The organism is Haloferax sp. ATB1 (assembly GCF_000730175.1).
The window spans coordinates 1-24,794 of record NZ_JPES01000049.1 but is presented as its reverse complement, the minus strand read 5'-3'; the positions used below and the strand labels follow the sequence as shown (position 1 = coordinate 24,794).

At 55.8% G+C, this 24,794-nt stretch carries 24 protein-coding genes, 1 pseudogene and 2 CRISPR repeat arrays; of the genes and pseudogenes, 7 read left to right on the top strand and 18 right to left on the bottom strand.

What is annotated here, in order from left to right; all coding sequences use genetic code 11:
- Nucleotides 1-772 precede the first annotated feature (772 nt).
- Both ATB1_RS08295 and ATB1_RS08290 read left to right on the top strand, forming a co-directional pair.
- Nucleotides 773-1,786 carry a Cdc6/Cdc18 family protein gene (locus tag ATB1_RS08295; RefSeq protein WP_042663234.1) on the top strand — a complete coding sequence of 338 codons (1,014 nt, stop codon included), beginning with the start codon at nucleotides 773-775 and terminating at the stop codon, nucleotides 1,784-1,786.
- Nucleotides 1,787-1,815: 29 nt separating this feature from the next.
- Entirely contained in the window at nucleotides 1,816-2,874 is a 1,059-nt protein-coding gene (locus ATB1_RS08290; RefSeq protein WP_042663232.1) for a hypothetical protein, read from the top strand.
- Here the strand turns inward: ATB1_RS08290 and ATB1_RS08285 are convergent.
- From ATB1_RS08285 to ATB1_RS08225, 14 genes and pseudogenes are all read right to left on the bottom strand, one after another.
- Nucleotides 2,864-3,118: a hypothetical protein gene (locus tag ATB1_RS08285; RefSeq protein WP_049968224.1), complete on the bottom strand. Its 255-nt coding sequence runs from the start codon at nucleotides 3,116-3,118 to the stop codon at nucleotides 2,864-2,866. The genes ATB1_RS08290 and ATB1_RS08285 overlap by 11 nt on opposite strands.
- Before the next feature lie 131 nt (nucleotides 3,119-3,249).
- Nucleotides 3,250-3,642, bottom strand: coding sequence for a hypothetical protein (locus ATB1_RS08280; protein ID WP_042663228.1), 393 nt, complete (start codon nucleotides 3,640-3,642; stop codon nucleotides 3,250-3,252).
- 31 nt (nucleotides 3,643-3,673) lie between these two features.
- Nucleotides 3,674-4,072 (bottom strand): hypothetical protein, encoded by a 399-nt coding sequence (locus ATB1_RS08275; RefSeq protein ID WP_241768144.1) that lies wholly within the window; start codon nucleotides 4,070-4,072, stop codon nucleotides 3,674-3,676.
- Between the two features lie 46 nt (nucleotides 4,073-4,118).
- A complete protein-coding gene (locus ATB1_RS22375) occupies nucleotides 4,119-4,634 on the bottom strand; it encodes a hypothetical protein (protein WP_082256350.1) in 516 nt (171 codons plus the stop codon).
- A gap of 163 nt (nucleotides 4,635-4,797) precedes the next feature.
- Nucleotides 4,798-5,679: a CRISPR direct-repeat array (repeat unit 30 nt; unit sequence TCTTCAACACCACAAGGGTTCGTCTGAAAC).
- 106 nt (nucleotides 5,680-5,785) lie between these two features.
- Nucleotides 5,786-6,046, bottom strand: coding sequence for a CRISPR-associated endonuclease Cas2 (cas2, locus tag ATB1_RS08265; protein WP_042663225.1), 261 nt, complete (start codon nucleotides 6,044-6,046; stop codon nucleotides 5,786-5,788).
- Nucleotides 6,046-6,195: pseudogene (locus ATB1_RS21535) on the bottom strand (subtype I-B CRISPR-associated endonuclease Cas1); the annotation flags it as partial. The pseudogene ATB1_RS21535 and the gene cas2, both read right to left, overlap by 1 nt.
- Before the next feature lie 80 nt (nucleotides 6,196-6,275).
- The gene (locus ATB1_RS08260) at nucleotides 6,276-8,873 is read right to left on the bottom strand and encodes a CRISPR-associated endonuclease Cas3'' (protein WP_082256349.1); all 2,598 of its coding nucleotides are present in this window, start codon (nucleotides 8,871-8,873) and stop codon (nucleotides 6,276-6,278) included.
- Nucleotides 8,870-9,634 carry a type I-B CRISPR-associated protein Cas5b gene (gene cas5b / locus ATB1_RS08255; RefSeq protein WP_052367883.1) on the bottom strand — a complete coding sequence of 255 codons (765 nt, stop codon included), beginning with the start codon at nucleotides 9,632-9,634 and terminating at the stop codon, nucleotides 8,870-8,872. The genes ATB1_RS08260 and cas5b overlap by 4 nt, the downstream gene beginning before the upstream one ends.
- Nucleotides 9,634-10,677: a type I-B CRISPR-associated protein Cas7/Csh2 gene (cas7b, locus tag ATB1_RS08250; RefSeq protein WP_042663224.1), complete on the bottom strand. Its 1,044-nt coding sequence runs from the start codon at nucleotides 10,675-10,677 to the stop codon at nucleotides 9,634-9,636. The genes cas5b and cas7b overlap by 1 nt, the downstream gene beginning before the upstream one ends.
- Entirely contained in the window at nucleotides 10,674-12,908 is a 2,235-nt protein-coding gene (locus ATB1_RS08245; protein WP_042663223.1) for a TM1802 family CRISPR-associated protein, read from the bottom strand. The genes cas7b and ATB1_RS08245 overlap by 4 nt, the downstream gene beginning before the upstream one ends.
- The gene (gene cas6, locus ATB1_RS08240; protein ID WP_082256348.1) at nucleotides 12,898-13,671 is read right to left on the bottom strand and encodes a CRISPR-associated endoribonuclease Cas6; all 774 of its coding nucleotides are present in this window, start codon (nucleotides 13,669-13,671) and stop codon (nucleotides 12,898-12,900) included. Before cas6 ends, ATB1_RS08245 begins: the two co-directional genes overlap by 11 nt.
- Nucleotides 13,672-15,047: 1,376 nt before the next feature.
- On the bottom strand, nucleotides 15,048-15,986 hold the full coding sequence (locus ATB1_RS08235) for a hypothetical protein (protein ID WP_042663220.1): 939 nt from the start codon (nucleotides 15,984-15,986) through the stop codon (nucleotides 15,048-15,050).
- Between the two features lies 1 nt (nucleotide 15,987).
- Complete coding sequence (locus ATB1_RS08230) at nucleotides 15,988-17,139, bottom strand: hypothetical protein (RefSeq protein WP_042663218.1); 1,152 nt, start codon at nucleotides 17,137-17,139, stop codon at nucleotides 15,988-15,990.
- Between the two features lie 147 nt (nucleotides 17,140-17,286).
- Nucleotides 17,287-19,022: direct repeats of the CRISPR family, unit length 30 nt; unit sequence GCTTCAACCCCACAAGGGTTCGTCTGAAAC.
- A 218-nt stretch (nucleotides 19,023-19,240) separates the two neighbouring features.
- Nucleotides 19,241-19,504 (bottom strand): type IV toxin-antitoxin system AbiEi family antitoxin domain-containing protein, encoded by a 264-nt coding sequence (locus ATB1_RS08225; RefSeq protein ID WP_198526063.1) that lies wholly within the window; start codon nucleotides 19,502-19,504, stop codon nucleotides 19,241-19,243.
- A 229-nt stretch (nucleotides 19,505-19,733) separates the two neighbouring features.
- On the opposite strand from ATB1_RS08225, the gene ATB1_RS08220 reads away from it, so the two are divergent.
- From ATB1_RS08220 to ATB1_RS23125, 3 genes are read left to right on the top strand one after another with little or no spacing between them, the layout of a single operon-like run.
- Nucleotides 19,734-19,931, top strand: a complete 198-nt coding sequence (locus tag ATB1_RS08220) for a hypothetical protein (protein ID WP_042663214.1) — start codon at nucleotides 19,734-19,736, stop codon at nucleotides 19,929-19,931.
- Nucleotides 19,928-20,260 (top strand): hypothetical protein, encoded by a 333-nt coding sequence (locus ATB1_RS08215; protein WP_042663213.1) that lies wholly within the window; start codon nucleotides 19,928-19,930, stop codon nucleotides 20,258-20,260. The genes ATB1_RS08220 and ATB1_RS08215 overlap by 4 nt, the downstream gene beginning before the upstream one ends.
- Nucleotides 20,257-20,685, top strand: coding sequence for a hypothetical protein (locus ATB1_RS23125; RefSeq protein WP_241768143.1), 429 nt, complete (start codon nucleotides 20,257-20,259; stop codon nucleotides 20,683-20,685). Before ATB1_RS08215 ends, ATB1_RS23125 begins: the two co-directional genes overlap by 4 nt.
- Here the strand turns inward: ATB1_RS23125 and ATB1_RS08200 are convergent.
- A complete protein-coding gene (locus ATB1_RS08200) occupies nucleotides 20,643-21,950 on the bottom strand; it encodes a tyrosine-type recombinase/integrase (protein ID WP_042663210.1) in 1,308 nt (435 codons plus the stop codon). The genes ATB1_RS23125 and ATB1_RS08200 overlap by 43 nt on opposite strands.
- Before the next feature lie 243 nt (nucleotides 21,951-22,193).
- Between ATB1_RS08200 and ATB1_RS23120 the strand changes: the two genes are divergently transcribed.
- A complete protein-coding gene (locus tag ATB1_RS23120) occupies nucleotides 22,194-22,352 on the top strand; it encodes a hypothetical protein (protein WP_241768142.1) in 159 nt (52 codons plus the stop codon).
- 60 nt (nucleotides 22,353-22,412) lie between these two features.
- Here ATB1_RS23120 and ATB1_RS08195 read toward each other — a convergent pair whose 3' ends face one another.
- The 3 genes from ATB1_RS08195 to ATB1_RS08185 form a co-directional block, all read right to left on the bottom strand.
- A complete protein-coding gene (locus tag ATB1_RS08195) occupies nucleotides 22,413-22,856 on the bottom strand; it encodes a Rieske 2Fe-2S domain-containing protein (protein WP_042663208.1) in 444 nt (147 codons plus the stop codon).
- Between the two features lie 293 nt (nucleotides 22,857-23,149).
- A complete protein-coding gene (locus ATB1_RS08190) occupies nucleotides 23,150-23,359 on the bottom strand; it encodes a hypothetical protein (RefSeq protein ID WP_042663207.1) in 210 nt (69 codons plus the stop codon).
- Between the two features lie 86 nt (nucleotides 23,360-23,445).
- Nucleotides 23,446-23,988 (bottom strand): DoxX family protein, encoded by a 543-nt coding sequence (locus tag ATB1_RS08185; protein ID WP_042663205.1) that lies wholly within the window; start codon nucleotides 23,986-23,988, stop codon nucleotides 23,446-23,448.
- A 150-nt stretch (nucleotides 23,989-24,138) separates the two neighbouring features.
- Here ATB1_RS08185 and dph5 point away from each other — a divergent pair.
- Nucleotides 24,139-24,794: diphthine synthase (dph5, locus tag ATB1_RS08180; RefSeq protein WP_042663204.1), on the top strand; the 656-nt coding region annotated here is incomplete at its 3' end.

The following is a 24,794-nucleotide window of genomic DNA, read 5'->3' as shown; positions in this document are numbered from 1 at the left end:
CAGCAGCACCGATGTTGTTGTTCGAGTTGTTGAATGGAAGGTCGATCGTCTCCCTACGCTGGCCACCAGTGGAACTGATTCATAGCTCTCGTTAGACACAGTATCTATCATCGGTGTTCATGATCTTGGAGTCGGATTTTCTACACCCTTTTCAAACACTGATTTCGGGTTGAGGGATGCTACACCCCCGGAATTCACGGGTGTACATGGACGCCAAGTTCCCGCAAGGGTGTACCCGATAATTCCCGACCAAGGGTGTAGAAATTCGCCGGGGAAAACGAGGGCCCCACATTCGAAACGAATCCCAATCCCTCGATTTGTGGGTTAGAGCGCCCTCTCTCGGCTTTGTAGCTTCGACAACACGTGTCTTGACGCCGCTCACACGGCACCTGAGCAAGTCGAATCAATCCCCTCAAACATCCGAATCGCCGGTACACCCCAACAAAAGTGGGGTGTATCGGGGGATTTCAAAACGCGATTGCGTCCCGATTTCGGGTGTATCGCATCACCTATGTGTGCTGGTTCGACGCGTTCTGAACACCCTCGCTTTCGTCGCTACTGCCAGTTGTGGGGTCTCTCGACTCGAAATGGTGGTTCGTTCGGTTGCGTCGTGAAACGACTGTGATTCGGCTCGACCCCACACATCCGCGATTCAATTGCGATTCGAACGTGTTGTTCCGGGAGAAATTGTGGGTGTACAGACACTTGATTCGGCCAATTCGGACAGCCCTCATCACCGATTAAGTACCCCCACATCGATATCTCCAGCAAAATGATCGCCCGAGAGGAAGTATTCGACGTTGACGCCTTCGTGCCCGCCGATCTCGTCCACCGGAACCACGAGTTAAATCTCCTCTCGACGGCTCTCTCACCCATTCTCGACGGTAAGTCGGGCTCGAACACCATCGTCACCGGACCCTCCGGCGTGGGGAAAACGACAACCGCGCGGTTCGGACTCGCGCAGCTCCAAACTGAGGCCGACGTCGTCACGAAGTACGTCAACTGCTGGGACGACCACCGGCCGTGGGTCGTCCTCTACGACATTCTCTCGGAGGTCGGGAAGGTGTGGGACCTCCACCGACACTCGACGGCCCATGACATGCTCCTGACCCGGCTTCGGGAGTCCATCGACAAACCGTACGTCGTCATCCTCGACGAAGTCGACCGCCTGGACGAGACGGACTTGCTGTACAGTCTGGATGCGATTCCAGAGTTGACGCTCGTGTTGATCACGAACCGCGAAGAAGAGCTGTTCGCCTCGATGGACGAACGGGTTCACTCGCGGTTCCGCTCGGGCGTTCGGATTTACTGTGAACCCTACCGCGTCTCGGAGCTGGTCGAGATTCTCGATGCGCGAGTTCGCGAGGGACTGCAGTACGACGTGCCGACGGAGATCCTCGAACGAATCGCCGACCACGCCGCCGGTGATGCTCGCGTGTCGATTCGGTCGCTCTATCGAGCCGCGAAGTTGGCCGGTGATGACGTGATCACGTCGGCCGTCGTCGACGAGGCAGTTCCGTTGGCGCGTGGGGAGTTACGCCAGAAGACGACGAGTCAGTTGAAGATTCACGAAGCGACGCTGTTGGAGCTCGTTCGTGAGCACGGGCCGCTGAAGATGGGTGAGTTGCGGCCGCTCTATATCGAGGAATCGGGTGAAGAACGAGCGGCGCGGTCGCTTCGGCGTGACCTGCAGAAGTTGGCCGATTACAACTTGGTAGAAGCGCGAGGGGAGACGAACGGGCGGCGGTATGTGGGGGTTGTGATTCTAGCCACCAGACAGTATTAATAGACTGTACAAATATAATCGCAGTAAACATGCCGATTGGCAGACTGTTTAGCGATCTCACGGTTTTCGATCTCCTCGGGAACTTCATACCTGGTGCAATCTTTCTTGCAGGAGTTTCTGTACTGTTACCTGCAGACCGGTTCTCTGAGATATTGTCTGCTCCAGTAAACGGCATCCTCCTATTGTTCATTGTAGGATTCTCTGTCGGCCATCTTCTCCAGAGTTACTCTGCGAGAGCAATCGGCAAACGGGAATCATTCAAGAACACAATCATCTATATTCAGTCGTTCGAGGGCAAATTCTCCCCATCCGAATTGGACTTTGATAACTATCCGACACGATATCCCCGCTTACACGATATCTATACCTGGATCGGAGGACAGTCGAGGACCATCGAAGATATCGAAGCAGATCTTGAAAGAGAGTTCACAGAAGAGATAGATGATGAGGGCATCCTGAGTGGCTCTATACGGTCTACCATACGACGTGGAGTCGCTCGGTTTCTCAGAGCACACGTTGAAGCCTTGCTGTTAATTCGAATCAAGAGAGACCGACCTCTACTAGGCAACATTCATCTCACATCTCGTGTCTGGAAGATCTGTATTGAACGGTACCAATTGAACGACATTGATGAGAATCGCGGAGACTTCTATAGCGATTTACTGCATCTGATTTCGAGCGACCTCGAACGACTTGAGACATCGCCAAGGGCACTCCGTTTTCAAGCGATACGGAACTTCCATCGAGGACTCTGGATTGCGTTTTATTTCATAACTGTTCTGCTAACTGTGAGTTGGCTTGGCCAACTCCTGAGTGGCGTTCTCAATCCAATCTATGGAATTGTCGGTGTCACTCCGTGGACACCAGTTATTGAGGAATTGTGGAATCCCACTCCGTTACTTATTCTTGGAACTGCAGTAACGAGCTACCTGTTCTGGGAACTGACCGAAGAATATGAAGAAGAGTTCATCGAATACCTGCTGGTAGACTTCTTAACGGCATATCAGCCACAACAACAGTCAGACGACGTAGAGAAGACAGCTGGTAGCGGGCCTGTCACTCAGTTGCTGTCGAAGATTATGGAGTGAGTTGTCTTTCCTCAGAGATGTCGTCAAAACGCCAGACAGTGTTCAGCTTATCTTTGCTCTCTAATTGAGCTTCGATCCTATCGCCTTCTTCCAGGTCTTCAATCGACTCTGCCAATTGGTTTGAGTAAGCGCTATCGGTCCGCTCAACAGCGACAGAGATGGCTGACTGGCCCTCCATCTTCAACCAGATGTTATGTGGAGTAACCTCGTCAACAACGAAATTAGACCGATTCACACTACTCATGACGGCCGTTAGTTGTAGAATTGCAGTAAAAAAGGCTTCCCAATATTTCCATTGAGCATAGGTGAACAAATGTCTGGGGCCGGGAGTCCAACGGCAGATCAGGGTACCCAATCTAACAGACAGCAGCCATCTCACGACCTCAGCCTTCGAGAGTTCTTTTGCAGAGCATAGGCCGAGTCGAACGCTTCGAACACTAAACTACAGAAGTTGCGGAACGTCGTAGACGTGGTCGTTGCTTTTGCATGGAGATAGATATCTTCAACCTCAACCGTGATCTCGAACGGTTCGCCGGTGTCTTTGTCAAAGACGACGTAGTTCCCGTGTTCCCAGACAGAATACTCGTACCTTCGTTCGTGGTCAAGGATGCGCTCCGCGAGGCAGTCCGCGGTATCTCGTTTCTGGTTGTCGTCCCTCGAGTTATTACTCAGCCTGAGCGTAGTTCCACCCTCGATCGTGAATCCGCTTTTGAACGTCTCTCGAGTCGGTCTGTACCTGATCTTGTAGCTCGATAGTTCAGTGGTCATCGCCGTGGTTTCGCTCGTCTTCCAGCTCTAATTACTCCATTGTGAGCTCTGGAAGTCGTTCCTGAAACAACTGATCCAGAATAGCCCAGAGTATCTCTGTCGGAATCTGCTTCTCAAACTGTGCAGGCTCGTGGTTGGTCTCTCCCAGCTCCGGAACATAATGCTGGAAGTGAACTGCTCCGAGTTCAGGGTGATCGTCGTCGCGATGCCACCCACAGTTGAATCCAGTATTCGGGTCTGCGTAATGTACCCGAAACGCCGGGTCGTCCCCAACGAACCGCCACTCAACGTCGAGTGTCGGTGGCTTTGGACCAGTCGTCGGCACAACCCGATTGGGGTCGACCTGTGCTTGGATGAACTTCTTGACGATACTATTCGGTTCGTAAGCTACTGACGTGATCGCAGGATGTCGCTGCAGGACGTCTTTCAACCCTTCGTAGACCGAACTGTCGATAGTTCCTGATAACCCCATTTCGTCACGCGGAGATGGAATCTCGCTTGGTCGCCCAGTCGTACTCGGTGAGCGCCGCCCGGACGATAGAGATACGGTCAGCAAGGTGTTCCCATTCACTAGCGACTTCGCGACGTGTCTCAACATCGTCGTCATCGTCGGCGTCTGCGATACTTGCTCGAAGCTCTCCTGGTGTCTCGACGTCGTATGACTGCTTCCAGTCCGTAATCTTGCTCCGCATCGAATCAAGAGCATCCGTCAACTCCTCGCGGCTGTGTTCTCGCTGGAGTGCTGCGACCTCTCGGTAGGTCGCCATCAGCTGGTCAACGCAGTAGAGTGTCTGATCCCCCTGTTCGATCTTCCGGAGGACGTTGTCCTCGACGAGTTGGTCGAGGTACTTCTGTGCCGTTTTGACGGAGGTCTCTGTCTCGTTCGCGACCCACGACGCAGTCCGAGGCGTTTGGAGCGTTCGGGCGGCGGCGCGGATTCGCTCACCACGGGTCATCGAATTTCGGGAGTCGTTCTGATCTTCGTCGGGCATACTTGGCTCTACGAGACGCTTGAACATATATCTACTAGGTTGGAAATATAGGTGGCCCAAAGGATACTGTTCGTTTGGTGATGGGTCTGAGGACGCATTGACTACATAGAAAATACGCTTTACCCGTCTCGTCCTCTAAGAGATAGTTCTAGTTCGTCAACCGAGTGTAATCTTACAGGAGTTCGTCTGAAACGATTCACAGTTTACCCTCGGCGGCCGGGATATCCTGCTTCAACACCACAAGGGTTCGTCTGAAACGCTCGCGTTCCTCATGTTCGTGCTGCGGCACGTGCTGCTTCAACACCACAAGGGTTCGTCTGAAACTCCGATACATCAACCGGACCTACGACAACGTCGAGACTCTTCAACACCACAAGGGTTCGTCTGAAACTTGACGCGTTCCAGAACCTGCTTCGCCTGAACACTCTTCAACACCACAAGGGTTCGTCTGAAACTTGAGTGTCCCGAACGTCCAGACTCCCCAGAGCACTCTTCAACACCACAAGGGTTCGTCTGAAACAGTTCGTCTCGGGTGATGGTGCGCTGCTCGGTTTCTCTTCAACACCACAAGGGTTCGTCTGAAACAAACGCTTCGACGTCTTGGGCTTCTGGTAGGCGACTCTTCAACACCACAAGGGTTCGTCTGAAACCAGTCGTCGGCCCGGCACTCAGTGGTGTGGCCTCCGTCTTCAACACCACAAGGGTTCGTCTGAAACGAACTCGTCGTCCACAGCTCGCGACTTCAAGAACGCTCTTCAACACCACAAGGGTTCGTCTGAAACGAGCGGGCAGACGCCGTCGAGGATGGCGACGTTGTCTCTTCAACACCACAAGGGTTCGTCTGAAACCCGGACTGATTTTGTGCTCGCTATCCATCCACCGTCTCTTCAACACCACAAGGGTTCGTCTGAAACGCGTCGACGACCGCAGAGGCACTCCGAACAGCGTCTCTTCAACACCACAAGGGTTCGTCTGAAACGCGAACCCGACCTGTGTGCGAGGAGGTCTGCCCAGATCTTCAACACCACAAGGGTTCGTCTGAAACCATACCCAATTCAGGGGCCTCAGACCCCAAAATGGCTGCCTAATACATAGAATTTCCGTCGACCTCCAATCACCCCTGAACCCCCGGGGGTCGATGGAAACTACCTTCAGATAAACCGAGAATCTTCAGTCGGGTCCTGGCCGTACACTGTCCGGTTAAGTAATGAGTCCGAAGACAATTCGTACAAGACGACCGATTCCCCGTCTTTTAGCAAGTCTTCGATCCGGCCACGGAGTTCTTGAAGGTCGCCGGCCGAGATCTCTCCCTCAAGTACTGAATTTTGAACATGGGTGAGGTATCGCCGCGCAAGACGAAGCATCTTCTGAGTACGATCTGCTTCCATGTCGTACACGAGAACGACGTACATCACCACCACCGCTCAAACGGTTCGTACGGTTCGCCCGCGACGAGGTGCTTCTTCAGCTTGTATGCCTCTAACCTGAGGAGGTACTGGTAGCTCACTTTTCGCTTCAGATTCGGGTGTTCAACTGTCTCTTCCAACGTCTCCTCAAAGGCTCACGACAGAACCAGACCACTAGTTGTACTGAGAGGCTGCCACCAGTTCTATACGAATATCGCGAATCTGAGCCATCAGCTTACACTTCGAGGTCTCCACTAAATCCATCAAGGATGACACCAAGACCTGATTTGATATCGTAGTCCTCAGAGTAGTCACCGACCTTAACGACGAGCGGTTGGTCACCTTGCGATTCCTCTTTTACTGGGACAGAGACAAGCGTGGACTTGAGTTGCTGAAAATCATCTTTCGCGCGTACCCAATTTTGGCTGGCACGGTTTTGTTCATACGATTCGTGAGTGGTGACGTCATCATCGGTGACCAAGACGAACACATCTTGCGTGGCGAAATCTTGACTAACAACCGAGGCGTTGCGTAGTTTCTCTCCCTCTGCTTGGTCAAACGCGGTAGCCAGTCCATCTCCTCTTTCTGCGGTTCGTCGCTGGTTGTGCAGATTTTCGTAGTACGTTTCGACACCAAGTGTGAGCATCTGTGATTCCGATAGCGTCGTCTGCGCACTATGACCACGAAGCTCAGCGAGCGCTGTTCTCGTTGGGCGTAGTAGTGACCGCTGTCCGTAGATGAGTTGACTCGGGATGTAGTCAGCGCCGTTCGGGCTATCGAGTCGCCAAATCGTTACGGATGCCGCTGGTCCACCGAAGCGTCTGTTACATCGTCCTGCTGCTTGTACGATCGCTGGAATTGGCCCGTAATCACGATACAGTCGGTCGAAGCTGATGTCGACACCAGCCTCGATCAACTGTGTAGATACGGTTATCGTGGGTATGTTGTCGAAGGGCGTCTCTGTCTCTGTATCGAGGATGCGGCTAAGACACTGAAGTAGTGCCTGTCTGTCAATCGGTCGTAGCCGAGTCGTGAGTGAGACAACAAGACTGCTTGTGTCGGGGTAATGCTCAGCCAGGTACGCCAGATAACTCTCCGCATCGAACTGGCCGTTGGTGGACTGCAGATACGTGAGCAGTTTTTCGCCGAGTGCTAATCGGTCTTCAGTAAGATGCTCGGAGAGTTCTGCGGCACACCCCACAGTATTCACAATAGAGAGTAGATTCGTTGATTCGCCAACAGCGTCATCAAGTTCATCGGCTGCATCCGCTAACGACAACGGTTCAGTTTTATTGGTATCAAGATGTTGCTGAAGGCTCTCGTGGAGTTGGAATGTGACGCGTGGAGCGTCGGTGAGGAGGGCAGCGCAGTCGTCTTGTAGATTAACTAATGGTTTTGGATCCGGGCCGTCCAGATGTTCAAGAATCCGAGGCTGTGTGGCGGTCATGAATACTATCGTTGCGTTGTACTCGTCAGATAGATATTCGGTCAATCGTCCAAGAAGCGCCCACCAGTCAAGCGATAGTGCTTGTGGTTCGTCGATGAGAATAACGCTGTCTTGCAGTGCTGGGAGTTTCATCGACTGGACGTTCTGTGGTCCCGCCACACTCTCGAATAATTGGGTGAACGTCGTCAAAATGAGCCCAGAGCGCCAAGACTCTGCGTGTAGCGTCTCTCTCCCACTACTCGGAGACTCAAGAATCGTTCGTGTATCCGCTAGATGGTGATGGATAGTGTACTCGGGATCGAGTGGAGAAAGACCAAACACGTCTTGGATCTCCTTGTCGACTTGGTCGATAATCGAGGTATAAGGGAGCGAGTACACGACTCGACTGTCGAGTTTATCCGCAAGTGAGAGCGCTGCTCGAAGACCGGAATAGGTTTTCCCAAACCCAGTCGGAAGTGTGATCTCGAAGACGCGATCACCGGCTGCATGGTGATTCTGGAGTGCCAACTTGGCCCGCTCATTCGAAGCAGTACGAAGCGCAGCTAGTCGCTGTTCGAGACTTGTATCTCGGCCAGGTAGACGCTTGTTCGGTGTCTCGAGGTACGTAGCCGCAGTACTCCCGTCGTCGAGTGTGGTTTTAGAGAGGCCACGAACCATTCCATCAAGTGCCCGACTGTCGGGACGGCGTATCTCGCTAAAAGAGCTAGCGTCAGCCAAACGACTCGCATCGCTTTTGTCAGCGGCAACAAGGGTTGCCCAAGCTCGTAATGTACATCCATAGAACGACTCAGTAAATCCACTCTGTCGAATATCAGTAAGAGCTGCTCGCACAGTTTCAAGCCCTTGGGTAGTGAAATCAAACCATCCGAAGGTACCTCCCGTCGCTCGTTTGAGAACCACGTCTGCTGCTTCGCTCGCTGTCGAATCGACATTTTCGAGTTGCCTTTGAGCGTTGTCGTAGCGGTCGGTGATGTGCTGTCGGTTGGTCCCCCCATACTCGTTGATAGTGGACCGCATATTCGGCAGTACTGAGTGGTGCTTTGTAACCGCAAAAAATCCCGCAGCGGCCGTCTCCTTTGACATACCTTGGGCTGCGAGTGCGAGCAACGTTACGAACCCACCAAACCGTCCGTGATAGGTCAACTCGGCTTTGGGGGCATCTGCGCGAGAGCCTGTTCGAACATAGGTTTGGAAGTATTCAGTAAGCTTACCGATATCGTGAGTCCATGCGAGAGTCCGCATGACCTCGCTCCAGTTGTCACCAAATGCCGTTTGGCCGCCATCGTCAATGAGCGTCGCTCCTGCAGTATCTACCCCCGAAAGATGTTTTTCTAGTGACTGACCGGGTCGGGCGAGATATCCTGAGAGGGGACTCTGGTCAGTCACAAGAAGCAGACAGACCGGTCTTCTACAGTCATCACCGGGGCACCAGGTGCTCGAAGCGACTCTCCACCGGGTGTATAGCCGTAGGAAACGAACCCTGTGGTCTTTCGTCCTGTCTCGTCGGCAGCCATATACGCAGGAGACCGCTCCATTCGAAGTGGTGTCCCTGGTTCGGGAACGACATACTCCTCAGGTACAGTAGAACTAACTGCCTCGTCATCACCGTCTTCTTCCACTATCGTGTGAGAGACATCGGAAATTGTGGCGAGACACTCCGTCTTCCCGAGGAATGGGCCATAAGTAGACCGACCTGTTTCGAGGAACTCTCGGAGGCGGTCAAACGTCTCACCATCCTCAAGAATAACATCGATTCGATAGGCTGCATCGACGACATACTCAAAGGTTCGACGCTTCCGTTCCTTAGCAATCTCTGCAGGATCGATAACAGACTTTCCAGAAAGGCCCTTTGCGGTTTTGATGTGGCCATCTGCCGCAGGGAGCGTGAGTTGGGGAATTGACTGAGTCTCTAGCGTACACTCTGGCGAGATGGCGATTGCCGAATTCGATCGGGAAAACGTCTCATAGTAGGAGTCGCGTGGCTCCCCAAGCACCGCTGCGACGAGTCCGGCAACGGTCGTCCGTGGAATCACCCGGTAGGTGAGTTTCTCGGTCGTGGTGTCGATTCGACGGAAGTGTGCCCACGGTCCAGAGACCGTAAACGAGAGACACGCCCTGCCGGCGACATCCAACTCTGTTGTCACCATTAGGCGTATGGGTCGACCTCAGTAACTGCCTCAGCGCCAACAGCATCTTCGAGCGCCTTGACGAGGTGATCTGGTCCACCAGTCTCACCGGCAGCTTCGACCGTGAGGTGACGATCAGCAGTAACCGATACAGAGGCGATATGGTCACGATACGCCTCGAGGTCAGCTAACAGTCCGTCGATACCGAGGACGACATCGGTGATGTTGCGCAGTTCTGTGTCAGATAAGTCCTGTGTGAGTTCCAAACCATCGTCGAGAGTGCCGATGTGGAACGCGTCGGTGTCGTACTCGACACGGAGGTAGAAACGTGGTTGATGACCCATCTTCGACCGAGTGAGCGTTTGGTTCTTCACAGCACGCCATAGCAGCGTATCAAGTCGCTCAACGTCGGTCTGACTCAGTCGGGTGTCATCGGCACCGACCTCGTTGACAATACCGTGGAACGGGATAAACGCGTACTGTAGGCGGTTGTCGGTAGCGAATGTTCCTTGCTGGGCATCACCCCCGCTCGAGACGACTGTCGAGAGTTGTTTCGTCTCGCTCTTCTGGACTACCGTATTCAGACTTCGTGCGTGGCTGAACTGGACAGGTCCAATAAATTGTCCTGGGAACCCCTCACCCAGTACGTCTCTAAATTTCTTGCTGAACGAACCGGTGGCACCGAAGTATCGAACGTCGATAGCGTTCATTAGGAAGGCATCGGCTGCCTCGCTTCCAGTCATTTCACCGAGTTCATCCTTGTCTTGTCCGGTGACTGCTGAGAACAGAGCATCTCGATCGAGGACCGAGTCAGAGTCACTCTTCGATGGATTCTGGATGTAGATACCGTACCCGTCATCGTCGAGCTGGTCCCGAAGGTATCGCTTGAGGCGGACATCAGTTACGACGGCGGCACCAGTAGTCTCGTCGATTCGAGGTTTATCGTTAGCTGAGAGTGGATTTCCGTTCGGGTTGGTGTCTTCTGCGTCGTACGCAAAGACGATCTCCGAACGGTTGGTCACGCTGTCGGTTCCATCGATGTCGGCTGTCGTTTCTGAACTCATTGGTTGGGGGTGGCTTCGGCTTCGGTTTCGTCACTATCCTCGTCGGTTTGCATACTCTGGTCGCTCAGGCCGTAGGCGATACCCAGGCTGTAGAGCCACTGGAGTTCGGCTTCGCTCAGACTCCAATCCGTGGGGTCAACGGTGAGCATCGTCTCTGTTAGTCGCTCTGTGTACCGGCTGTCGGTCCAGTAGGATCGCTCGCCGTCAGCCTCCGCGTAGGAGTTGTTCATCTGGAGGACTTCTTTCGTGACCTCTTTCACCGTTTGCTTGGTCAGGTAATCTACTGGGTAGCGGCGAATGAGGGTCGAAGAAACCTCCTTGTAGCTTTGGTAGGCCGATGTTCGGCCAACTAAACCTCCGAGAGTGAATACTGCGACTTCGGGGTCATCGTTTAGGGCATCGTGACTCTCGATGAACGAGTCGAGGCGAGCGTTACGGTCTGTGGTCTGGTTGGTCATGGGTGTGGATGTGAACGAGAACGTGTTCTTGGTATCTAGTGCACCCACGGAGGTGAGTGCGCGGAGCTGTACATACTGTTCGACGACGCTCCGTTTGGGGAACGGAATGTAGTCGTCGCCACTACCGAATTGCTCACGTTGATCTTGGACGAGTTGGTGGATATACTGCACCAACAGTTCGTGAGCGTCGATTTTTGAGTCTGTCAGTAAGTTTCGGACTCGACTCATCCGACTGTCGTCGATATCCCCTGCACCGGGAGTTTCACTCGCCTTGCGGCTGGTTCGGGTTGGTTCAGTTGTCCGCTGGAAGTACCCACCGTAAAGCATGTACCGAGTGCGATTGGTCTCAGTCCCTAGCAATGGGCTGGAATCTGGGGTGGGGTTGTTGTGGAAGATTCCGTCATCCACGAACGCTTCTGAGCCGACAACTCGGCTATGTGCGTTGTCCAGTTCGACAACCGGTTCGACTCCGTCTAGCGTACCGAAGAAGACCCGGTCCGGATTCCCCGTCACCTGGTGGACGACAGCAAACCGAACGTGGTCCCAGACGTCTGTTGCGTCTGTCTTGGAGTCGTTTTCGAAAGGGCTCTGACTGTTGGACGCTTTTGAGACTCCTGTGTTGTCGACGCGGTTCGCGTCGGCAAAGAGTTGGTCTACGACGTCATCGAAGTCACCCTCACTACCCGTCTCGGCTGATTGTAGTCGCTCGTAGACGCGCTCGTGGAACCATGTGAACATCTCTGGAGTGAGTTCGTCACGACGAGCAGCGAGATACGGCAGCACGTACAACCGCCGGTTCTGGCCGAGACCGCGGAAGAAGTCTTCAAATAGTGAGTTAGCTGCTGCGATAGCCGCAGCGGTGTCGAATTCGAGTGGACGTCCACGCCACGCGTCGGTCCCATGTGGGTCGAGGTTCGGGATGTGCTCCCGCTGGAGTTTCCCGTTCATGCCGAACAAGCCAGGAGAACCACCGGTCACGGTACCGTCATTCCCAGTAACGTAACCAGTACCGGCACCACTCGCATCATCGACAGAGATGTTCTCTAAGCGTGATGCCTTCTTTGCACGCATCACGTCGTTGAGGACTCCGACTTCGCCAGGTAGTTTATACTCCTTCTCTTCCGGGAGGCGGACAGCGACGGTAATGAGCGCATCAATCTCTTCGTCTTCGCTCTCAACGAGATTGAGGAACGAGTCCGCGAGGTGGTCCATCAGTTCCTCATCGTCACCGATGGCACCGAGCGCTTCGAGGACGGCCGCATCCTCGTCAGTAGCTTCATCTCGGACCTGCTCAGCGTACTCGCTTTGCGCCCACGTAGTGAACCGATCTTGGATGTTATTCGTTCCCCACCCGTCGTCGCGAAGTCCAGCTATATGGTGTGCATCCGCATTCTTGTGAGTCGTAATCGAATAATCGGTCATATTACTCGTCTTCTTTTCTGGGTACGAGTGACCGACTCGAAAACGCTCAGGCGCGGTGTAGGTCCGAATTTCGACCGGACCTCCGTCTTCGTCAGACCGAAGCGTCGGTGAGGTCGGATCAGACAAGTCAGCGTACACGACGACGAGGCTGTCGTCTTTACCGAAGAGTCCACTCTTAGCGCGTGGCGTCAGGTAGGCGAGGTGCTCAGGTGCAAGGTCCCAGTCGATTGCAGAGGACTGCGACGCAGCATACCAGTCGAACAGCGAGTACTGCCACGCAACCTCGTATAGTGACGCTGGGATTCGGTTCTGGAACCGGCTTACCGCCGTCGTTGCTTCCTCACTTGCCATGGTCGGAGATGTTGATGAAGCCAAGGCCAAGCGCGTTCTTTTCACCTAATCCAGTATCGAGCGCGAGATTGAGGTGGCGTCGGTGGTCGTCGTCGCGAACGGTGTATCCGAACTTCCACTTACTCAGGACGTACGTGAACTCTTCACCTTGTGAGACGGTGACCGGGATGGCGAACGTCTTGATCAACTCGTAGGAGTCGAACAGGTCGTACTCCGTGTCCGACGGGCCAGGGAGGTACTCTGGGCAGAACAGGTTGTGCTTCTTGTCTAGATTGTTCTCGAGTTGCACTTTCAGCGGCTCCATCGAGTGTTTTGGTCGCCAGAAGATTGCCTGCTCACCCTCTTTTTCGATGCCGTAGTCGTCTGCACGCCACGGTGGAATTCGCACGAGAAGTCCCGTTCCAGACTCGATCGTTCCCGATGTTCCAGGTTCACCGACGTCTGGTGAGATACTGGTCATCTCGTCGATGTGGAACGGCATCTCCCCGATGTTCAGTTCACGGTCCGTGATGAAGTCCTCAGCCACCTCTGCGAGGAGGTCTTCCTGGGGGGCGGCGACGAGCAAGGTTCGCTCGTCACCTTCTTCCATATCGTATGGAGGGAACGGATTGCTGTAACTGAACCCAACTGGACGATCTGCATCGTGATACTCGTCGTATTTGGTGCCTCGTAAGGCACGCCAAATTCGTCCCCGAAGTTTGTGGTGATACGCGTTATCGTAGGCTGCGTCGCTCCGAGCGCGGAGTCGAGTTAACAGTCGCATCTCCTACGCTCGCACGCTACTGACTTTGGGTTTACATTTCATTGATTCAGAGAACACATCATGTTTCTCACACAAATATCTTTTCTCGCAGTAGAGTAGATGGAGATGTCTGTGCAAAGAAGCAAAACGTAGGTCTGTGTAGGAGACTTCGGTAGGGATTCAACCTCACGAGTCGTCTGAAACTGCACGCCGACGCGGTCGCGAGGCTGATCGCTGCGCTTCAACACCACAACGGTTCGTCTGAAACGCCTTCGCATCCTCCCGCGTGGTCGGGAACGGGTCACTTCAAGGCCACAATGGGTCGTCTGAAACTCCTGCTTTTCGGGATCAAACGTTTCGACCGTGCGGCTTCAACCCCACAACGGGTCGTCTGAAACTGTCCATGTCTCCGAGGATGCCGTCCTCCTCCGCACTTCAACCCCACAAGAACTCGTCTGAAAATAGTCACGAAGATGAGTACACCAACCATCACCGGAATGCTTCAACCCCACAACGGGTCATCTGAAACACGCCGCGACGACATCCGGCGGTTCCGTGACCTACTCACTTCAACCCATATGGGTTCGTCTGAAACCAAGTACCCAATGACGACCACCAGCACGATAACGATGCTTCAACTACACAAGGGCTCGTCTGAAACTGCGGAAGTCGACTTGTCTCCGGTCCAAGCGTTCGGGCTTCAACACCACAAGGATTCGTCTGAAACCGTTCCGGTCAGGCGCGGTGCCGATGCGTCAGCTCGCTTCAACACCACAAGAGTTCGTCTGAAACCCATTCTCCCATCCTGCACGGCGGATGTCGAGCATGCTTCAACACCACAACGGTTCGTCTGAAACGTTCGATACGCGCAGAAGGCTACTCGGCGCTCAAGAATCTTCAATCCCACGAGGGTCCGTCTAAAATTGCGGAAGTCGACTTGTCTCCGGTCCAAGCGTTCGGGCTTCAACACCACAAGGGTTCATCTGAAACCTCTTCGTTCGTTATCGCGGCCGCCACGTGCTCGTTGCTTCAACGCCACAAGGGTTCGTCTGAAACGCGTCGCCTCGAGGACGGCCGCCCGGCCAAACCCGGGGCTTCAACACCACAAGGGTTCGTCTGAAACCATGAGTGGCAACGCCATACGATACCACACACCTATGCTTCAACACCACAAGGGTTCGTCTGAAACCCACCCGAATCTGCGGGTGTGAAGAACCGTGTGTACTGAATTCTGATGAGTGTTTCCGTCGACCCCCAATTCATCCAACCCCCGGGGGGTCGAAGAGAATTGAGAACCAAGGGCGACAGCAGAGTTGGAAGACGATGTTAGTCGAGAGCTCGTGAGTGCTTCTCTGATGAGAAAGAACAAGACAAAGTGAAAATGTCGTAGTGTGGTACTAGTTTTCTGACCCACCATTCGTCTCTGTCGCTTGAGCAAACTCTCCTAGACTCATCTGGTTTGCCTCTTCGCCATCAAGATAATCTTTCACTCGAGTCTGTTCCAGTTTTGCTTGGACCTGCAATAGGTTTCCGAGGTGATGAGTCCCGAACACAAACTCCCCATCAGCGTTCTGACGACAGCCGCCAATCTTCTCTAAAAATCGTAATGCATCCCGAACTTTCTCGAGTGGAATCTCCCTGTGACGGTAGCGTTCCATGACATCCGACGGTGAGATTGAAATTCGGTCATTCTTCCCCAGATTATTCAGCACAAGGTCGTGCGCAATAGAATACGCAAGTATCTCTCGGTTCGCGTTCTCAGTCAAGTATATCTTCTTATCAACCAACTTCGGGAGTTGGATGCCTTCGCGAAGAAGCGAGTCAAGCTCACTATTCTCAAATCCACCCTCCTCAATTTTGAGTACCTCTCCTTTTCCTTGAGAAAGGACAGTACAGTACTGACTTAGTTCGTTTAGTGCATCCAAGCAACCAGGGGAGGTTCGACACTCATCAAGGAAGTCAGAATAGTAGACGATAACTGGTTCAACGCTACTCAGTTCGTTCGGATCTAACTGTGCCTCAAACTCGGCATCGCGAAGGAAATCAACGACACTCTCGTAGCTGAGTTCGTTACACCGCTCCATCTGCTGAATATCTCGGGTGTTGATATTCGTCCCAGACTTAATCTCTATCAGGAGAGCGGTTTCACCATCGAACAGCACGAAGTCGGGTTCGGTTTCGATTTGCCGGCGAGAATCGGCGACTGTGACGAAATTCCCGACAAGCCGGTAGCCTAAATCTGACAGGGCTTCGTGACCCGAGAGCCCATCGAAAGAGCTGAAAAAGAGGTTGTAGGAATCGACCTCACGCTGTTGTTTGACCCACTGTTCGGTCATCTTACGCCTTCAGCCTCCGAGAGTTCTTTTCCAGAGAATATGTTGAGTCGAACTCTTCGAAGACTAAGCTACAGAAGTTTCGGAATGTAGTGGACGTGGTAGTCTCTTTTGCGTGGAGATGGATGTCTTCATCTTCAACCGTGATCTCGAACGGTTCACCGGTGTCTTTGTCGAAGACGAAGTAATTCCCGTGCTCCCAGACGGAATATTCGTACCTCCGTTTGTGGTCGAGAATACGCTCCTCAAGGAAGTCCGCAGTATCTTGTTCCAGCGAGTAGTCCTCCGAATCGTCGATCAGTCTGAGCGTGGTTCCCCCCTCGATTGTGAGCCCGTTTTTGAACGTCTCTCGGACCGGTCTGTGCTCAACCTTGTAATTCTGCTCGTCGTGCGCTTCAAAGCCTTTCGAGAGTTCTTCGAGCGTCTGCGCACCACGATCTTCCGAACCAGGGCGGACGCTGGAGAACGTGAAGTGACCCTCTTGTGCGACCGAACTCCGAACAGCCGCCTCCGGACTATTTCGTTGGTTGAATTCCAACCTCGTCGGCTTCGCGTCGAAGACGTTCTCGACTTTTTCGAGGTCTTCGTCCGTCCCACCATGGAAGCGAATACTGGCCCGTTTGTCCGTCTTGTACGAGTGATACTTCGCTGTGAATCCCGCAACTGACGTTCCGTACAAATCCGAAACGATATCTTCCAGATCAGACGGCGTGAGGAAGACTCGCTCTAGAGACGGGAGATACTGGATGAGCTTCTCAACAGTTTTTTCCGTCCACTTCCGACGTTCCGCAGTAATGACTCGGAGGTAATCGCCATCGTCGATGAAGACAAACTGGTCCGTGCGAGCTCGTTTCGGTGTGTCGATTTCGACGTACGAGACATCGTCACCGAGGCGGTCCTCGTGAAAATTGTGCTCAGTAATATACCGCTGAATGTACTCGGAAAGACCCTCTGTCTGGGCGAGGTATTCAATCTCGTCGGTTAGTGAACCCAATTCAAAACCATGGTTGTTCGCGAGGAAGATTTTGACCTGTGTCTTCCGCTGACCGCGGTCTTTCTCGTCTTCAATCTCCTCATCTGTCCGTGTGATATAATCGATGAACAACGAGATAATCTCGTCTGTATCACCAGACAGTTCACTTGGGTCGAATTTCATGGCTCACGGGTCTCTCTAATAAATGCTCTTACGAAGGCTTCAGTCCGAGGAAGTTAAAATTTACCGATGAGTTGAGAATCGGTAGTGGTCAGCGTTGACCCCACAAGGGACAGCTGAAACGACATGATAAGACCGGTCATCAAGCGCGTAATCTTCAACAACGGTTCGACTGAAACCTAGCAGGCCATCGAGGACCTCTCGTCTCTCGTGACGTTTCAATCACAAGAGTTCGTCTGAAACCCGAAGATAGTCTCGGCGCGCTCCCCGAGGATGAGACTTCAACTCCACAAGAATTCGCCTGAAACGATGTCCCATTTCGGACTCAACGTCCCGAACAACTGGCTTCAACCCCACAGCGGGTCGTCTGAAATTAGCCACGGAGATGAGTATACCGAGCATCACCGGGATGCTTCAACACCACAGGGGTTCGTCTGAAACAGTATCAGGTCGTTCGGCGTCAGCGCCGCCAGGTCCCTTCAACCTCACAACGGGTCGTCTGAAACTGGGGCTGCTCACTCCGATGCGAGCGTAATCGGATCGAGACTTTAACCCCACAAGGGCTCTTCTGAAACGACCGTCCTGATGGGCGAGAGGACGCTCAACATGGCGCTTCAACGCTACAAGGATTCGTCTGAAACGCCGCCGGTTGGCCGCCCGAACTGGCCTCGTCTGGTGCTTCAACCCCACAAGGTTCGTCTGAAACACTCCTTGTCGAGCTCGCGAACAACGGCCGTGTCACGCTTCAACCCCACAAGGGTTCGTCTGAAACTCTCGGGGACGTTCGGACGCCGTCGCGTATTCCGGCTTCAACCCCACAAGGGTTCGTCTGAAACTCGACGGTCGTCTCGGTCGGCGTCGTCACGTTCGCGGTGCTTCAACCCCACAAGGTTCGTCTGAAACGACGTTCGGCGTCGCGAGGATAGAGTGCGAGAGGTTGCTTCAACCCCACAAGGTTCGTCTGAAACTAGCTCCCTGCACCCGCGCCGAAGTGCGCATCGTTGTGGCTTCAACCCCACAAGGGTTCGTCTGAAACTTGACTTCGACCGGCGTGCCGGCGTCCTCCACGTCGCTTCAACCCCACAAGGTTCGTCTGAAACGACGCCCTGGAGTGGTACGCCGGCCTCGACTTCGCGCTTCAACCCCACAAGGTTCGTCTGAAACAACACACGTGGCTTTTTGGGGGTCGCCGCTGTCTGTGCTTCAACCCCACAAGGGTTCGTCTGAAACGCATCGGCGTCCCCGAGATGGAGCGCATCCTCCGCGCTTCAACCCCACAAGGGTTCGTCTGAAACGTTCACACCGACACCGACCGGCCAGAGCGACTCGGCGCTTCAACCCCACAAGGGTTCGTCTGAAACGAGATGTCGTAGCCGTTCTCGGCAGCGTAGTCTTTGCTTCAACCCCACAAGGGTTCGTCTGAAACAGTCGAACCATCGAACCTCGGCGACCGAGTGAATCGGGCTTCAACCCCACAAGGGTTCGTCTGAAACATGGTCGACGGCCTCGCGACGGCGTTCAAGATCGAGCTTCAACCCCACAAGGGTTCGTCTGAAACCGCCGGGACGTTCACCGTCGGGGGCGGGTTCCTGTGCTTCAACCCCACAAGGGTTCGTCTGAAACCTGGAACTCACCGTCACGATTCTCGCGCCGTATAGCGCTTCAACCCCACAAGGGTTCGTCTGAAACATGGCCCACTGGACGCGCTCGCGCGTTCGAAGCGTTAGCTTCAACCCCACAAGGGTTCGTCTGAAACAATATGGTTCAAACCACTTCGTGAGACGCACATTGCTTCAACCCCACAAGGGTTCGTCTGAAACGAGACGCTTCATCGACAGCGTGTCGTCAGACAGCGTGCTTCAACCCCACAAGGGTTCGTCTGAAACCTACCCGAATCCGCGGGTGTGAAGAACCGTGTGTACTGAATTCTGATGAGTGTTTCCGTCGACCCCCAATTCACCCGAAACCCCCGGGGGGTCGACGGAAGCTAAAAAATCGGACAACGTGGTTCGGCCAATCCGGACACGACCCAATCATCCCTTTCTAAGCAACCGGCCTCAGTTAGCATGCCGTGCTCACGAACAGCGAGACATCACAAAAACAACTACTCGTCGTCGACAGGCTCCAGCGTCGAGGCGTCCAGGTCCTCGTCCAAGTACGCGAGTCCGTCGTCGGTGATGCCGTAGAGACCTCGACTGATTCGAGTGAGGAGACCGTGTTTCACGAGTTTCGAGCAACGAGTGCTCGCGTGATCGGGGACAGGGCCACCAAGTTCGTTAATCGCTTGCGGCGTCAGATTCCCGTGTTCCCGAATCAGTTCCAAGATTCGGTCATCGGACGGGACCATCCACTCAGCGGCCTTGCGCATGTTATCAGATGAAGAGTCTACTATTGGCATATTTGCACCGATTACTGGTATCTAACAAGACTTCACAGATAGTCGTTCAGGTATCAAGTGCTTTCACTAAGACTTTCTGAGTAACGGTTAAGTAGAATAGACTATAACGAGGGACTGGAAGCCATGTTCGCACAGCAGTAGAGTGCGACGGGTGCTGGAACACCCGCCACGTGGCTTCCGAATCGAGACTTCCGAAGCCATGTCCGAATACACGCACGACCGACTTAATTCGTCGGTCACACGGCCAGCAGCAGCACCGAACCAATCGAACTGCCCCGTCTGCACCACGCCCATCGAGGGCTTCACCACCTCGGCTCCCGGCAGCCACACCGTCGTCCCGTGCGGGTGCGAACTCGGATTCGTTCGCGCGAGCGACCTCACCGGAGGCAACCGATGAGCGACTGGGAGTCCCCGGTCCCCGACGCGCAAGCGAGCGCCGGCGCGAACGAACTCGCCGTCACGCTCGACATCGAATCGACGACCGTCAGGGGAAGCATCTCCGCAGAGGTCGAAGACCGCGTGAACCACCTCTACGTCGAGGTCGCTCACGGCTCGGTCGTCTTCGAGGTCGGCGAGGAGTTCCGAAGCCTCAGTACGGCGACGACCTTCACGCCCGAACAGGCCCGGGCACTCGCGACCGCGCTGGAAGCCGCCGCCGAACGCGCCAGCGAGTTCCGCGACGGACTCATCGTCCGCAAGTACAACCTCGCCGGAGGCGACGAATGATTCCTACCGAGGCCGTCCCGCCGCGGGGGAACTGCGGGCGCTTCGAGGCCGACGTCGACGAGGACGCCGATACCGACCTCCCGGACCACCTCGTCCCGGTCACGAACCCGAACCACACCGCCTACTGCACGGTCTGCGGCTTCTGGATCACCGTCGGCCCGGACCGCACGGAGTACGGCCACGGCCGGGCGGCCAACCGCGGGCCCGACGAGGACGGTGAACGCCGCGACTGTCCCCACCGTCCCCAACCGGAGGGTCGACCCATGAGCCGCGCCGAGTCGCCGCCGCGCGACACCCTGACCGAAGAGGAGCGCGAGCTATTCGAACGACTCTACGAGCAGTTCAAAGACGACGACATCGGGCGCGTGTTCGAAATCGCGCTTCAGGCTTCGTCGGAAAGAGAGAATCGAGAGGCCAACTCGTGAAGCTCCTCGGTGTCCATCATCGCCGGGCGCTCGTCGAGTGTCCGCCGAGCGCGCAGCAGATCTCGGCGAGTGTCGGCGTCGTCCGCCTCGACCACCTTGTCGTCGATGGCGGTGCCGATGCGGTCGAGGAGTTCCTTCGACTCGATGTCGAGCGACTGGTTGCAATGGATACAGAAGCCGCGCTCCCGCGGCGTCTCCTTCTCACAGCGCGGGCAGGTGACGGGCGCGAGTTCCTTCGTCTCCGTCTCGACGGCTTCGAGGCCGTGCATCGCCGCGTACTGAATCTCTTGGGTCTCGCCGGAGAACTTCGCGACGTACCGGGAGATGACGGGCGACCCGCGGGCGCGCCCCTGTCGGTCCTCGATGAACGCTTGGGACTTCTCGCGCGTCGAGAGCCAGTAGGCGTTCGACTTCCGGAAGTTCGTCGGCGTGACGGGCTTTCGAATCTCGGCGCGCTTGCCCGCGGCCTTGAAGCATTGGAGGAAGCGCGTGTAGCTGAACCGCTCGGGTTCGGTGAGCTTCGTCCAGAGGTAGTCTTCGTGGTCGCCGGGGTGTTCGGCCAGCCAGCGCTTGACGTACGGGACGGCCACGATGAGGTGGACGTCGTGTTCGCCGCGCTTCCCGTCGACGCGGACCTTCAGCGAGTGCTTGCCGTCCGTGATGTCCTCGACGCGCATGTCGTACAGTTCGCCGCCGCGGAAGCCGCCCTCGAACTGCAGCGCGATGAGCGCCTTGTCGCGGGGGTTCCGCGCCGCCTCGATCATCGGCTCGACGTCGCGTTCGAGGTCAAGCATGTCGGCCTCGTCGGGTTCGGGCTGGTAGTCCCGGCTGGTCTTCGTCGAAATCCACGAATGCGTGTCCGGGATGTCGTCCCCGCGGGTGACGTGCTTCGCGAAGAGCCGGAAGGCGACGCGGTAGTCGCGGTTCGTCTCTTGGGAGCCGTCTTCGATGTCGTAGGTGCCGTGAATCCAGCGGACGACGACCTTCGCGGCGTCCTTGGCGTCGTAGAACGTCTCCTCGTCGTCGGCATCGCCGTCGCGTTCCCGCACGAGCGTCTCGTGGAGACACGCGTCCGCGTTCTCGCTGATGCGGACGTTGTGTCTGAGGAGCTTCTCGTGTCGGTAGTGACCGTAGTCTTCGCGCAGCAGGCGAAGTTCGTCCGAGAAATCGAGCAGGAGTTCGCGGTCGCGGTCACAGCCGCCGCGGGTTCCGTTCCGGAGTTTCTTCCGGAGGGTCGCGACCGACTGCTTCGGGTCGGAAGGCATGAGATAATCGACAGCCGATGGGCTGGTAAAGGTTCAGTTGAGAGCCCTCCACCGGCTCTTTCTACCGAACACAGTACGATTGAAGAGCCTCGCGTGGAGGGATTTGAGCCAGCGAGCAACGCGGAGCGTTGCAAGTGAGGTTCACAATCCCCTCCACCGGCTTCTACTGGTTCCTTCACCATCCCACAACTCAACCCCGGAGACGAAGGTCTCCGGTTCGGGTTTTACAGCGTGTTCGACGGGATGCTCATTGACGTGTGGAGTACCACGCTTCCGCCGAAACTCGTTCTTCATCCTCACCACCCCTCTCGTGTCTCACCACGCGTCGACGCACAGCTCATCCGCGACGAGTTCGTTTGCCCGTACCACGGGGTTCTCGACGAGGACGGCGCTGACCAGTAGGTGACCAGTATACCGCCGTTCGGAACGGTGCAATAGCGACCGAACCGTCCTGGGAACGGCTCAAAACCCGATGTGTGACGTCGAACTCGGGATATCGTCGTCTTCGTCGTCGTCCTCGTCTTCACCGTTTTCCGCCGCGCCCTCGTAGAGATAGGTGTACTCGTCGTCGGTCAGGAAAACGTCGCCATCGGCGACTGCGATGTCCACGTCCGGGAGAGCGGTACCTGCCGCTTCGCCGTTTTCGCATGCACCGGAACAGGCGTCAAACATCGACCCGTGTTTCGGACAGATAATCTCGCCGTCACGTATCGCCGCGCCGGTCCCGCGGTCGAACCGCTGATTCTCGTGAGTGCACGTGTTCGGCCACGCTTCGATGCCCGGCCCGTCGTCGCACCGGACGAGGATGAGCTCTTTCGTCCGCGAATACGCGTCCTCCGCGGTGAACAGGTACGACCCGTTTTCGGGGACATCGTCCACAGCCGCGACTCGTGTTCCGTTGACCATCGGACACAGCTATCGACCGTGTCGAAAAGTAGCTATCGGCGACGACGCCGGGGAGTTCGGGTCCGGCCCACCGATTACGCCGACGTAAATCGGTCCCACACCACGCGACAGTCGCTACAGAGGAATCCCGTGAACTCGTCTACCGCGTGTCTCCGGACCGTCGTATCTCGTCCGCAGCGTTCGCACCACATACCCACTCGTTCGAGGGAATGTCGTATTGTTATGAATCTCATATCCGCTGACTCGACGCTCGACGGGGGGAGGGACAGAATTCGAGTCTGCGGTCCACCGACTCAGCGGTCCGTGCCGGGGTTCACGCCGCACACGCCCGCGTCGTCGCCCATCTTCTCCACACCGGGTGCGAACCGACCCAACTCCCACGTGGGGTCGTGTCCGGTCTCCGCGCGGTGTTCTTCGATTCGGAGACGCGCGTCCGCGAGCTTCGAGAAGCGCTCTTCGAGGCCGCACGTCGGACAGGAAACTGTCGCACGAGGAATCGACATCAGTCGAACGAAACGCGGCAGTCGAGAAAGTTCCGTCGGGTCCGTCCGCGAGAGACTTCAAAAAAGTGGTCGCCGCCGCGTGGAAGTCAGCCCATAACGAGACTCATCCACCGGTTACGCCGCACGAACTCCATGTTTTCGAGGTAGGCGTCGACGCCGAGGATGCGGCCCGCGCCGAACGCGCCGAGGCCGAACAGCAACACCGCGTAGACGATGTGGTCGTCGACGACCCAACCGTGGGCCAGCGGAAGCCCCGCGAGGATACCGCCTTCGAGCGCTGCTGCCCAGTAGAACAGCATCATAACCGCGCCCCAGAAGGCACTGAACCGGACGAATGCGCCGAGGATGAGGGCTAATCCAGCGAGTGTCAAGCCCCACATGTTCAGCATGTCGATGAGCGGACTCCCCGCCATCGAACTCCACAGCCCCATTAGGGGGTTCCCCTCGGGAATCGCGTTGGCGAGGTAGCCCGCCGCAGTCCAGTTGTTCGAGGGGTCCGCATCGAGGTACGTCACGAGCTTCGTGATGCCACCTTGGAACAGCGTCCACCCCATCACTACTCTGAGGAGGAAAAGCGAGTAGCCTACCCACCGCTCCGAGTAGTCGAATCGCACCGCGCGTCCGAACATCTCCGTCTCTAGTGTACGACTATCGGTTGACATACGGAGGTAATATTTTCCTCCACTACAATAAAGTGTGTTGGGTAATCTCACACAATGGGTATCGGCCGACTCACCGGAGGTCACGCCGCTTATCATCGCCCGCGACAGAACACGAACATGCTCACCTTCATCGGTCTCGGTCTGTACGACGAGCGCTCCATCACCGTCGAAGGGCGGGAGGCGCTCGCGGACGCCGACCGCGCTTTCGCTGAGTTCTACACGAGTCACCTCGTCGGCGCGACCGTCGAGGAACTCGAATCCTACCACGACATCGACATCGAGGTCCGCGACCGCGCCGGCGTCGAACAGGACCCAGAACCGATACTCGACGCCGCGGAAGACGACCACGTCGCGTTCCTCACCGCCGGCGACACGATGATTTCGACCACGCACGTCGACTTGCGCCTCCGAGCCGAAGAACGCGGTATCGAGACGCGACTCATCCACGGTGTGACCGCCCAGTCCGCCGCCAGCGGTCTGACCGGACTCCAGAACTACCGCTTCGGGAAAGCCGTGACGCTCCCGTTCCCGTACGTTCACGGCGGCGACCCGGTGCCGAAGAGCGTCGTCGACTCCCTCGAAGCGAACCGCGAACTCGGCTTGCATACGCTCGTCTACCTCGACATCAAGGTCGACTGGGAGGGTCGCCGCGGCGTCGAGGTCGACGGCGACCAGTACATGACCGCCGACTACGCCGCCGAACTCTTCGCCGAACACTGGGACGGCGACGCCCTCGGCGTGGCCGTCTGCCGGGCCGGGAGTCCGGACCCCGT

Bases quoted from the DNA above. Each gene is read 5' to 3' on its own strand.
- ATB1_RS08190 (WP_042663207.1), bottom strand. From the start codon at position 23,359: ATGTCGATTCCTCGTGCGACAGTTTCCTGTCCGACGTGCGGCCTCGAA.
- ATB1_RS08290 (WP_042663232.1), top strand. From the start codon at position 1,816: ATGCCGATTGGCAGACTGTTTAGCGATCTCACGGTTTTCGATCTCCTC.
- ATB1_RS08225 (WP_198526063.1), bottom strand. From the start codon at position 19,504: ATGCGCAAGGCCGCTGAGTGGATGGTCCCGTCCGATGACCGAATCTTG.
- cas7b (WP_042663224.1), bottom strand. From the start codon at position 10,677: ATGAGTTCAGAAACGACAGCCGACATCGATGGAACCGACAGCGTGACC.
- ATB1_RS08280 (WP_042663228.1), bottom strand. From the start codon at position 3,642: ATGACCACTGAACTATCGAGCTACAAGATCAGGTACAGACCGACTCGA.
- ATB1_RS08235 (WP_042663220.1), bottom strand. From the start codon at position 15,986: ATGACCGAACAGTGGGTCAAACAACAGCGTGAGGTCGATTCCTACAAC.
- ATB1_RS08285 (WP_049968224.1), bottom strand. From the start codon at position 3,118: ATGAGTAGTGTGAATCGGTCTAATTTCGTTGTTGACGAGGTTACTCCA.
- ATB1_RS08215 (WP_042663213.1), top strand. From the start codon at position 19,928: ATGAGCGACTGGGAGTCCCCGGTCCCCGACGCGCAAGCGAGCGCCGGC.
- cas2 (WP_042663225.1), bottom strand. From the start codon at position 6,046: ATGTACGTCGTTCTCGTGTACGACATGGAAGCAGATCGTACTCAGAAG.
- cas6 (WP_082256348.1), bottom strand. From the start codon at position 13,671: ATGCGACTGTTAACTCGACTCCGCGCTCGGAGCGACGCAGCCTACGAT.
- ATB1_RS23120 (WP_241768142.1), top strand. From the start codon at position 22,194: ATGCTCATTGACGTGTGGAGTACCACGCTTCCGCCGAAACTCGTTCTT.
- ATB1_RS08230 (WP_042663218.1), bottom strand. From the start codon at position 17,139: ATGAAATTCGACCCAAGTGAACTGTCTGGTGATACAGACGAGATTATC.
- ATB1_RS08245 (WP_042663223.1), bottom strand. From the start codon at position 12,908: ATGGCAAGTGAGGAAGCAACGACGGCGGTAAGCCGGTTCCAGAACCGA.
- ATB1_RS08295 (WP_042663234.1), top strand. From the start codon at position 773: ATGATCGCCCGAGAGGAAGTATTCGACGTTGACGCCTTCGTGCCCGCC.
- ATB1_RS08200 (WP_042663210.1), bottom strand. From the start codon at position 21,950: ATGCCTTCCGACCCGAAGCAGTCGGTCGCGACCCTCCGGAAGAAACTC.
- ATB1_RS23125 (WP_241768143.1), top strand. From the start codon at position 20,257: ATGATTCCTACCGAGGCCGTCCCGCCGCGGGGGAACTGCGGGCGCTTC.
- ATB1_RS08220 (WP_042663214.1), top strand. From the start codon at position 19,734: ATGTCCGAATACACGCACGACCGACTTAATTCGTCGGTCACACGGCCA.
- cas5b (WP_052367883.1), bottom strand. From the start codon at position 9,634: ATGGTGACAACAGAGTTGGATGTCGCCGGCAGGGCGTGTCTCTCGTTT.
- ATB1_RS08195 (WP_042663208.1), bottom strand. From the start codon at position 22,856: ATGGTCAACGGAACACGAGTCGCGGCTGTGGACGATGTCCCCGAAAAC.
- ATB1_RS22375 (WP_082256350.1), bottom strand. From the start codon at position 4,634: ATGCCCGACGAAGATCAGAACGACTCCCGAAATTCGATGACCCGTGGT.
- ATB1_RS08185 (WP_042663205.1), bottom strand. From the start codon at position 23,988: ATGTTCGGACGCGCGGTGCGATTCGACTACTCGGAGCGGTGGGTAGGC.